The sequence below is a fragment of the Kosakonia sp. N21 genome, assembly GCF_050587465.1.
Classification (GTDB): domain Bacteria; phylum Pseudomonadota; class Gammaproteobacteria; order Enterobacterales; family Enterobacteriaceae.
The window spans coordinates 79112-88995 of sequence record NZ_JBOBHR010000013.1; the positions used below are offsets into that span (position 1 = coordinate 79112).

Annotated in this window: 9 protein-coding genes; 1 reads left to right on the forward strand and 8 read right to left on the reverse strand. The window is 53.3% G+C overall.

The window, feature by feature from the left end:
* Window positions 1–50: 50 nt before the first annotated feature.
* Both mdoH and mdoG read right to left on the reverse strand, forming a co-directional pair.
* A complete protein-coding gene (gene mdoH / locus ACQ3G7_RS23065; protein WP_430892460.1) occupies window positions 51–2579 on the reverse strand; it encodes a glucans biosynthesis glucosyltransferase MdoH in 2529 nt (842 codons plus the stop codon).
* A complete protein-coding gene (gene mdoG / locus ACQ3G7_RS23070) occupies window positions 2572–4107 on the reverse strand; it encodes a glucans biosynthesis protein MdoG (RefSeq protein WP_088236549.1) in 1536 nt (511 codons plus the stop codon). The genes mdoH and mdoG overlap by 8 nt, the downstream gene beginning before the upstream one ends.
* Window positions 4108–4379: 272 nt before the next feature.
* On the opposite strand from mdoG, the gene mdoC reads away from it, so the two are divergent.
* Window positions 4380–5528 carry a glucans biosynthesis protein MdoC gene (gene mdoC / locus ACQ3G7_RS23075; RefSeq protein ID WP_430892462.1) on the forward strand — a complete coding sequence of 383 codons (1149 nt, stop codon included), beginning with the start codon at window positions 4380–4382 and terminating at the stop codon, window positions 5526–5528.
* Window positions 5529–5605: 77 nt separating this feature from the next.
* Here the strand turns inward: mdoC and ymdB are convergent, their stop codons facing one another.
* The 6 genes from ymdB to ghrA all read right to left on the reverse strand — a co-directional run bounded on the left by ymdB (window position 5606) and on the right by ghrA (window position 9628).
* Complete coding sequence (ymdB, locus tag ACQ3G7_RS23080; RefSeq protein ID WP_430892464.1) at window positions 5606–6148, reverse strand: O-acetyl-ADP-ribose deacetylase; 543 nt, start codon at window positions 6146–6148, stop codon at window positions 5606–5608.
* Between the two features lie 101 nt (window positions 6149–6249).
* Window positions 6250–6561 carry a YmdA family protein gene (locus tag ACQ3G7_RS23085; RefSeq protein WP_430892466.1) on the reverse strand — a complete coding sequence of 104 codons (312 nt, stop codon included), beginning with the start codon at window positions 6559–6561 and terminating at the stop codon, window positions 6250–6252.
* A gap of 145 nt (window positions 6562–6706) precedes the next feature.
* On the reverse strand, window positions 6707–7192 hold the full coding sequence (locus ACQ3G7_RS23090) for a DUF1097 domain-containing protein (protein ID WP_430892468.1): 486 nt from the start codon (window positions 7190–7192) through the stop codon (window positions 6707–6709).
* Window positions 7193–7294: 102 nt separating this feature from the next.
* Entirely contained in the window at window positions 7295–7849 is a 555-nt protein-coding gene (locus ACQ3G7_RS23095; protein ID WP_430892470.1) for a TorD/DmsD family molecular chaperone, read from the reverse strand.
* Between the two features lie 19 nt (window positions 7850–7868).
* Window positions 7869–8606 carry a phosphatase gene (locus ACQ3G7_RS23100; RefSeq protein WP_430892472.1) on the reverse strand — a complete coding sequence of 246 codons (738 nt, stop codon included), beginning with the start codon at window positions 8604–8606 and terminating at the stop codon, window positions 7869–7871.
* A gap of 83 nt (window positions 8607–8689) precedes the next feature.
* On the reverse strand, window positions 8690–9628 hold the full coding sequence (gene ghrA / locus ACQ3G7_RS23105) for a glyoxylate/hydroxypyruvate reductase GhrA (RefSeq protein ID WP_430892474.1): 939 nt from the start codon (window positions 9626–9628) through the stop codon (window positions 8690–8692).
* Between the last annotated feature and the right edge of the window lie 256 nt (window positions 9629–9884).

Sequence of the window (9884 nt, forward strand, 5' to 3'; positions counted from 1 at the left end):
GTGGGTAAAAAAATACCGGCGCTCAGGCCGGTATTTTCCTTATTGTCGGCTTACTTCGCCTTCAGCGCCAGCGGATTAAGCTTCAGCGTCTCGTAATAACTAACCCAGGACAAATATTTCTCCGGGGCTGACCATACGCGGTAATGCATCCGCGACAGCGTAACCGGGTCACTTAGCAGCACCAAACGACGATCGCGATTCAGTTTCTCCGGCGTTTCATTCAGCGCCTGTTCAACGTGACGATCGCGGGCGATTTCCAGCACATGGCTTGCGCGGTGACGCGCTGTTGCCATCGCTGTCGCCAGCGCATTGAAGGACGGGTTAAACACCGCATGCATAAAACCATCATCCAGCGAGCGCGAGCGGTTCAGCTCCAGGTACGTATCTGTGTCCACCAGCACTTTAGGCGGTGAATACTCTTCCGGGATCAGGAACAGCTTCCAGCGTTTGGTACGCAAACCGATTGTTGAGCGGCTGGAGATAACCGATACAAACGGCGACAGGATCAGCGAGAAGACAATCGGCGCCAGCCAGAACAGGAAGCGCAAATCCAGCCAGGCCATGCCCACTGCCCATACCAGCCCCAGCAGCAACTGCGAACCATGGCGCATAAAGGCTTCGCCCCACGGCGTGGAGTCATCATCACGTTGCGGTGAGTTCCATACCACTTCCCAGCCCAGGAACGCGCTAACCACAAACACCGTGTGGAACAGCATGCGCACCGGCGCCAGCAGCACGGAGAACAGAACTTCAAGCAGCAGTGAAAGCGTCACGCGAATGAAACCGCCAAACTCTTTTGGCCCTTTGCACCACACCAGAATGATACTCAGCAGCTTCGGCAGGAACAGCAGCACCATCGTTGATGCGAAAAGCGCGATGGCCAGCTCCGGACGCCACTGCGGCCATACCGGGAAAAGCTGGCGTGGCTGCAGGAAGTACTGCGGCTCGGTCAGGGCATGCACCACCTGCAGCGCTGTGGAAAGTGCCAGGAACATAAACCACAGCGGCGCAGAAAGATAAGACATCACGCCGGTCAGGAACACGGCGCGGTGCACCGGGTGCATCCCTTTTACCAGGAACAGGCGGAAGTTCATCAGGTTACCGTGGCACCAGCGGCGATCGCGTTTCAGCTCATCCAGCAGGTTGGGCGGCAGCTCTTCATACGAGCCCGGCAGATCATAGGCGATCCACACCCCCCATCCGGCACGGCGCATCAACGCCGCTTCCACAAAGTCGTGCGACAGAATGGAACCGGCAAAAGACCCTTCACCAGGCAGCGGCGCCAGTGCGCAGTGCTCAATAAACGGCTTCACACGGATAATGGCGTTATGGCCCCAGTAGTGCGATTCACCCAACTGCCAGAAATGCAGGCCCGCGGTAAACAACGGCCCATAAACGCGGGTAGCGAACTGCTGGCAACGTGCGTAGAGCGTGTCCATACCGGATGCTTTCGGCGAAGACTGGATGATCCCGGCATTCGGGTTCGCTTCCATCAGGCGCACCAGCCCGGTCAGGCACTCGCCGCTCATCACCGAGTCAGCATCCAGCACCACCATATAGCTGTACTGGCTGCCCCAGCGACGGCAGAAGTCGTCAATGTTGCCACTCTTGCGTTTCACGCGGCGGCGGCGGCGGCGGTAGAAAATCTGACCTTCGCCCTGCACTTCGGCAATCAGTTCCATCCAGGCTTTCTGTTCCGCAACGCAGATATCCGGGTTGTAGCTGTCGCTGAGGACATACACGTCGAAGTGCTGTTGCTGCCCGGTTGCTTTCACCGACTCCCACGTTGCACGCAGGCCAGCGAAAACGCGGTCCACGTCCTCGTTACAGATCGGCATAATCAACGCGGTGCGATGCTCAGGATTCAGCGGTTCATCGCCAACGGTCGACGCCGAAATGCTGTACTTATCCCGGCCTATCAGCAGTTGCAGAAAGCCCATCAACGCGGTCCAGAAACCTGCAGAAACCCAGCAGAACAACACGGCGAACAGGATCAGGATGCCGGTTTGCAGCACATACGGCAGTAGCTGCATAAAGGAAACCCACAGATCCTGGCCTGCCATATCGGTTGGCGTGATCAACGCCCACCCCTGATAAGGCAGGATAGTTTTCATATACCAGGTTGCGACCACGGTCTGCGCCAGCGTCAGCAGCAGCAGAATATAGCGACGGATGGAACCGACCGTGCGCCATTTCTGTTCGTGAGCCTGCTCTTCTTTGGTCAGACGCGCGAGATAACGCGGAGCGACTTCGCGCCCACGCAGGCGATCCCAGAAACGGCCAATCGGGTTTGTACGCCAGGGGTCCGGAAACATGGAGGAGCGTTTTGCCTTCGGCATTGCCTGCAGTTGCGCACGCCCTTCATCATCTTTAATCAGCTGGTCTTGCGCCAAAGAGTCTGGCCAACTGCCTTCCAGACGTGCAGCGACAGAACCCAGCGGGGTGTCATCTTCACGTTCCCATGGCGTATGTTCCGCATCCAGCGCGGTATGCACGCGCTGGAGACTGTCTGTCGGCAACGCCGCCTTCTTCTCATCCGGAAGCGGCAGCGCGTCGATATACTCAGTTATCTTATTCATTGGCAGGTAGCTGATAGCTCCAGGTTTCACTCAGGGTCTGATCGGCATTGACCAGCGCTGCACGCATATCCGTCGTTTTCTTCGGATCTTTCACTTTCACACGCAGCATCAAACGCCAACCTTGCGTAACCGGGTTATAGCGAACGGTGTTTTCAACGATCTCACCGTTATCGCCAATGCTGGCTTGCGCAGTGACAGGGGTATTTTGCGGCAGTTTTTTCATGTCCTGGCCAGTGAAATCCACAACAAACGCGATGGTGCCGTCTGGCTGACGGATAAGATTTGACTGTTTCACATCCCCCGTAGAACGACGAGTCTGCAATACCCAGGCATTATCCGGTGCATGCAGCTTGTCTTCGTCACGGCTAAAGGTGATGGTGTATTTGAAGTTCATCTCTTTACCAGGTTCCGGCAGTTGGTCCGGTGTCCAGTAAGCGACGATATTATCGTTGGTTTCATCGTTGGTTGGAATTTCAACCAATTCAACTTTCCCTTTGCCCCACTCCCCTTTCGGCGTTACCCACGCGCTCGGGCGCAGATCGTAGCGGTCGTCGATATCTTCAAAACGGGAGAACTGGCGCCCGCGCTGCAGCAAACCAAAGCCCTGCGGGTTTTCCATCGCATAGCTGCTCACCGCCAGATGTTTCGGGTTGTTCAGCGGACGCCAGATCCATTCACCATTACCGGCCAGCATCGACAACCCGTTAGAGTCGTGCAATTCAGGACGGTAGTTGGTAGCAGACGACGGCTGAGCAGGCCCAAACAGGAACATACTGGTCAGTGGGGCGACCCCAAGTTTGCCGACTTTATCGCGCAGGTAAACTTTCGACTGCACGTCAACCACGCTATCCCTGCCAGGGATAATCACGAAACGATATGCGCCGGTAGCACGCGGCGAGTCCAGCAATGCATAGATAGTCAGGCGTTTATCTGTCGGTTTCGGACGCTCGATCCAGAACTCACGGAAACGAGGGAACTCTTCACCGGACGGCAGCGCCGTATCAATCGCCAGACCGCGCGCGGAAAGGCCGTAAACCTGGCCTGCACCGATCACGCGGAAGTAACTGGCGCCCAGCATGCTGACGATTTCATCGTTTTTGTCTTTATTATTGATGGGGTAAAGAACTTTGAAACCCGCAAAACCCAGATCTTTGACCGTGTCTTTATCGTGCTGGACATTGCCGAAATTGAAGTAGTCCGGGTTGTATTTGATTTGGCGAACGGCGGTGGCGGTCACTTCATTGATGGTCACCGGCGTGTCGAAGTACATACCCTGGTGGTAAAACTCAAGCTTAAACGGGGTGTTGGTCGCGTTCCAGTAGGCTTTATCGTGGTTAAACTGGATCTGCTGATAGTCCGCGTATTTCATTTCACGGAACACAGAGGGCAAGTTGCTCTTGGGCGCTTCGTAGCCTTTGCCGGCCAGGGATTGTGCCTGTTTTGCGACATCATCAATAGAAAAAGCCCAGCCCGATGACGTATAAAGTGACAACAGTACCGCTGCACCTACCCAACGCATTTTCATCATTCGTAATTTAGGTTTCATAATAACTAAGCACTTCCCCCTTTGTGTGCTTAAATCGATCCGATCCATTTTAATGGAAACTCACGCAATCCGACAACTGAATCCCCGCATTGTTCTGCATACCGGCTCAGTGAATAAACAATTGAAACTAACCCTTTATCGTTTTGCGAGCTATCCTGGAGACAGGATCCCGGTCGTAGTGTAGGGTTAGTTGCGAATGTAATCATTATTTGTCTTATGGATAAGACGAAAAGTCTGAGAATGCACAGAGTTATATGACCAGAGCCCCTGCACAACGTGAATATTTCCTCGATTCCATACGCGCATGGCTGATGCTGCTCGGGATCCCCTTCCACATATCGCTGATCTATTCGAGCCATATGTGGCATGTCAACAGCGTCTACCCCTCGTGGTGGCTAACGCTGTTCAACGACGCCATTCATGCGTTCCGCATGCAGGTATTTTTCGTTATTTCCGGTTATTTTTCATACATGCTTTATCTGCGTTATCCGATGCAACGCTGGTGGACGCTTCGCGTTGAGCGCGTTGGTATTCCCATGCTGACCGCTATTCCTCTGTTGACGCTACCGCAATTTATTATGTTGCAATATGTGAAAGACAAAACCGGCGAATGGCACGCCCTCTCGACTTATGACAAATTCAATACGCTGTGCTGGGAACTGATTTCCCATTTATGGTTTCTGTTAGTGCTTGTTATATTAACGACAATCGGCATGTGGTTGTTTAAAAAAATAAAAAACAATGCGCAACGCTTCCTGGGTGCTATTTCTCTGGGCAAGCTCTCATTGTGGTTTCTGCTGTTTGGCATTGTCTGGGCAGTGGTGCGCCGAATAATCGTTATCACCTGGCCGGAAATATTGCGCGATGCGCTGTTTAATTTCGCGGTGATGCAGTCGCTGTTTTACATTCCGTTTTTCCTTCTTGGCGCGCTGACGTTTATCAATCCGCGGCTGAAGTCGTTGTTCACCACCCCGTCTCCGTGGTGTGCGGTAGGGTCATTACTGGCGTTTGCTGCATATCTGCTCAATCAGCATTACGGTAACGGCGATGCCTGGCTGTATGAAACCGAATCCATCATTACTATGCTGCTGGGATTGTGGATGGTTAACGTGGTGTTCTCACTCGGACACCGCTTGCTGAATTTCCAGTCGGCGCGGGTGACCTATTTTGTTAACGCTTCGCTGTTTATCTATCTGGTGCACCATCCTCTGACGCTGTTATTCGGCGCATGGATAACCCCGCACATTCAGTCGAATCTCTTAGGTTTTATTACCGGGTTGGTGTTTGTTGTCGGTGTGGCTGTGCTGCTGTATGAAATGCACCTGCGCATCCCGCTGCTGCGCTTCCTCTTCTCCGGAAAACCGCAGGAGAAAAATGCACAACCGCAGGTCACAACACAATAACCAGGCTGGCTGCTGCTTTGATCTTCAAACCGGCCACTGAATCCACCGACCAGACCAGCCAGGCAAATGGCTGCATATCAGCGGGTCGATTCATCTCCCAGTTGAGTAAGCAAGCGTTGATAGAGTCGGGCGGTTTCATCGTCATAGCAAACAAAGTATATCTGCTGTAAATGGTGATGCCGGGCGAGATAATCTGTAACCGTGTTGACGGCAATCTCCGCAGCAGCCGCTTTCGGATAGCCATATACGCCGGTGCTGATCGCCGGGAAAGCGATGGTCATATAGCCGTTCGCTTCGGCCAGTTGCAGACTGTTGCGATAAGCGTCTTCCAGCAACCGGGCTTCATGTTCATCCCCGCCGCGCCAGACAGGCCCCACCGTGTGGATCACGGCTTTCGCGCGTAAATTTCCAGCAATGGTGATAACGGCGTGCCCGGGAGGGCATTCCCCCTGCTGCTGGCGCACCTGTTTGCACGCATCCAGCAACGCTGGCCCCGCCGCACGGTGGATCGCACCATCAACGCCCCCGCCACCAAGCAATGACGGGTTTGCCGCATTGACAATGACATCAACATCAAGGGTGGTGATATCCCCCTGAAGCACTTGTATACGTGGTTGCATCTTTGCCCCCTTTCCGGCTGCTAACCCATTCACACTCTTAAGTGTATCCTGGCCTGCAAGGAAATGACGGGCATCGCATGCTCCTCACAGCGCCTGCGCAATCAGTTGTAGGCGACGTTGATAATCGCCATCGAATGCTGTTGGTTAAGGTAGCGCATCTGCACTTTTTCGAATACGGAAACGGATTGAGGAGCTGTGACGATCGCACTCAAATCAATACGCTGGATCGGTTTTGTGGCATTTTGTGGACACGAAATAACCAGTGTGTGCGGTACAGTCTGCATGTCACACCCCTCTTCAACAATTGCCCCCCGAAAAGCAATATTTCCACTATCAGCAGAGGTAGTAGCAGAGCAGGAACTGGCAATGGCAAATCCGGCAAGAGCGAAAATACACAGGTTAAAAAGACGCATAAGCACCTCAGGACACCTTCAATTCATCACACTGGTATGACCAGGAATTAAGATGGCATAGCTGCGAATTTTTTGAAACTAACGCATTGATGAATTTAAGGTAAGTGCTTAAAACAGCGCATATTCACATAAAAAACAGGATTATTTAATTTAGAGAAGTTTTTTCTGAGGGGAGCACTGACGCGCGCCGGGAGGCCAGCCACAAGCCGCTGTTTTTCATCGCATATCCAAACAGTAAACCAACAGCCAGCGACGGCATTACCAGTCGCCAGTCGCCCTGACCTGCGAAGGTGGCGCAGGCACCAATAAACGTTCCTGGCACAAAGGAGAGCAACAGACTTTTTGCCTGCAAACACATCAAGAATGCGACCATACCGGTCATCACATAACCGAATATTTCCAGATGTGGGGCCAGCGCAGCGCCGTGAATAATCACCTGCGCCCAAACCACGCCGCTCATGACTGTACAGGCGGAGATCAACAGTCCTTTGATACCGCCTTGTGGACAGGCGAAATAAGCCGTGCAACCGAGGAAACCCGCCCAGCTTAATAAGCCAAGGGATACGGCTACCCAGCCCCACAGGCCAGAGAGGATCCCCGTTGTCAGTGCAATAGAAAGAAGTATGTTCATGGTGCGCATCATAGCAGATGCGCACCCTATTTATGCGACACAGAGCACGTTAGTTGAAATAACAAATGTATTGTTGCATTAAAAATGTGATATACATCACAATTACTCGTCAGATTCTTCCTGCAACTCATCCCACATGGCGGCAATCGCATCACGGGCAAGCTGCGCCATCGTACGCCAGAACAGCGTGGTGGCATGCGCTTCAACCTTGCCGAAAAAGGTGCCACACCAAGGTAGCAGATAATCAGCAAACAGGGTTTCAAGCGCCTCACTCTCGTCTTCAGCCGACTGGTCTTCCAGCCAGGATGCAGCCAGCAGTAACGTACCGATATGATCGGCCGGGGTATCGGTTAATGGCATCCCGCGGGTCGACAAAAATGCACGGATCTCAACTTCAGTCGCCCCTTCAACCCAGGCACTGCGGAACGGCGATACGCGGCACTCGTCGCCAACGAAAAGAGCGTTATAATCCGCCGCCAGCGCTTGCATATCGCAGCTTTTTTGCAAACGTTCCAGCAGTTCATCCTGCTCCAGCGGCCAACTCTCCGCCAGCTTTCCTTCGCGGATCAGGGTGTACAGCGGCACCAGCAGCGGATCTTGCGGCTGGCGATAAAACAGCGAGCCGAGCACCCGGCAGAGGATTGAAAATTCGTTCATTCAGTTGTTCCAGTCAGTATTAAAGTTCAGCAAATTCGGTAATCGGTGCCATTCCGCGCGACTCAAGGAAGCTCAGTAAACGGCGCGGAGAGACATTAAGGATACGCTCTTCCGGGAAGTCGACCTCATCGAGGATCTTTCGACATTCGTCAAACTCACCCAATGTGAAAGCGGTATGCGAGTCTGAACCGAGCGCGACCCATCCCCCGGCATCACGTACGGCCGCCGCAACCGCACGGCAGTTTTCTTCACTGCCTTTACGGGAGTGCAAAAACGAAGAGTTGTTAATTTCCAGCGCCACATCGTATTTCGCCGCTGCGGCGGCAATCGCCGGAATATCGACCGGGAATTTCGGGTTACCCGGGTGGCTAATGATATGCACGTTACCACTGGCCATCGTTGCAATCATCGCCTGCGTGTGCGTCGCTTCATCCTGAGGAGGAAACACCGGTTCGTGAAACCCGGCGATGATCAGATCCAGCGACGTGAGCATTGGCCCGCTGCAATCAATCTCACCGTCCGTATTTTTAATGTTGGCCTCAATGCCACGCAGAATGCCAACTCCGTCTACCAGACGCGGCCAGATGCGCATATTAACGAAGTGCCAGTAATGTGGCGCATCTGCCATGTCCGGGCCATGGTCGGTAATGGCAAAGAGTCGAATGCCTTTACGTTTCGCTTCGACAATATAGTCATGCAGGGTACTGTAAGCGTGGGTGCTGGCGACGGTATGCATATGCAGGTCAACGGGATACATGTTTCACTCCTGTAGTTATTTCTGCAAGGATAGCAGTTATCGTTATGCAGTTTAATGAAAACCCGGCATGACCGGGTATGTCATCAATAGCCGCGCTGCCGATCAACAAGCCCGCTGACCGGCTGACCGTGCTCAAGTTGCAAGATAGTCTGCGTAATAAAGGCAATCGCCTCTGCCGGGCGGGTTACGGCAGCCATATGCGGCGTTATTGCCACGCGTGGGTGCGCCCACAACGGATGAGTCGCTGGCAACGGCTCCTGATTAAACACATCCAGCATTGCTCCCTTCAATTTGCCCTTATTCAGCGCCTGCAACAGATCCTCCTCGACCAGATGAACGCCACGCGCGAGGTTCATGACATAGCTATCGTCTGCCAGTTGGTCGAGCAATGCGCGGTCGATGATCCCCACTGTCTCCGGCGTGTTCGGCAGCAGGTTAATCAGCACCCGCGTGCCGTGCAGGAAATCCCCCAACTCAGCAACACCTGCAAAACTTGTCACACCGGGCAGTGATTTTCGACTTCGGCTCCAGCAACGCAGCGGGAATCCCCATGCAAGAAGGCTTTCCGCAACCTTACCGCCCAGCACACCGGCCCCCAGAATGCCAATGGTGAAATCTTCACGTTGATACTCATCAAGCGGTTGCCATTGCGCTTGCAGCTTCAATTGCTGGTAATCATCAAAACGACGAAACCAGTGCAGCACCTGGCTTACCGCGTACTCCTGCATCTGCTGCCCCATGCCGGTATCTTCCAGCCGAAACAGCGGTATTGATTCTGCCAGCATTTCCGGGCGAGCTTTCAGCTGACCCAGAATAGAATCCACCCCAGCGCCGAGTGCGAAAACCCCTTTTAAGGCGCGCCCTTTTAGCATATCGACGGGGGGATGCCAAACCAGCGCATAGTCTGCGGGTGCATCATCGCCTTTTGTCCAGGCGCGAATGTTCGCCTGTGGTAGCGCGTTGCTCAACGCCGCTATCCAGTACTCAGTATTAAAAGAGGGGTGATAAAAGATAATGTCCATATCAACTCCAGAACGTGTTGTGTGGTATCCGCATCATTGGCGGAGCTGTTGTGTATGATTTTATGAGGAAAGCAGCATAACAAATTTCTCTTGTGCAACGCGGAGAAACTCCGGTGCCGAGAAAAAAAGCGATTTCAGGATGTTTAAGAAGCATGTTGCTTGAAGTTTGTTTAAACGCGTTAATTTATTGAAAAAGAAGATTGACGGCTTTCGTGGTTTTCCCTACATTAGCGCCCGTCCCGTTAATAACGGGAAG

Coding starts and splice junctions, on each gene's coding strand:
- ghrA (WP_430892474.1), bottom strand. CDS start 9,628: ATGGACATTATCTTTTATCACCCCTCTTTTAATACTGAGTACTGGATA.
- mdoC (WP_430892462.1), top strand. CDS start 4,380: ATGACCAGAGCCCCTGCACAACGTGAATATTTCCTCGATTCCATACGC.
- mdoG (WP_088236549.1), bottom strand. CDS start 4,107: ATGATGAAAATGCGTTGGGTAGGTGCAGCGGTACTGTTGTCACTTTAT.
- mdoH (WP_430892460.1), bottom strand. CDS start 2,579: ATGAATAAGATAACTGAGTATATCGACGCGCTGCCGCTTCCGGATGAG.
- ACQ3G7_RS23090 (WP_430892468.1), bottom strand. CDS start 7,192: ATGAACATACTTCTTTCTATTGCACTGACAACGGGGATCCTCTCTGGC.
- ACQ3G7_RS23085 (WP_430892466.1), bottom strand. CDS start 6,561: ATGCGTCTTTTTAACCTGTGTATTTTCGCTCTTGCCGGATTTGCCATT.
- ACQ3G7_RS23095 (WP_430892470.1), bottom strand. CDS start 7,849: ATGAACGAATTTTCAATCCTCTGCCGGGTGCTCGGCTCGCTGTTTTAT.
- ACQ3G7_RS23100 (WP_430892472.1), bottom strand. CDS start 8,606: ATGTATCCCGTTGACCTGCATATGCATACCGTCGCCAGCACCCACGCT.
- ymdB (WP_430892464.1), bottom strand. CDS start 6,148: ATGCAACCACGTATACAAGTGCTTCAGGGGGATATCACCACCCTTGAT.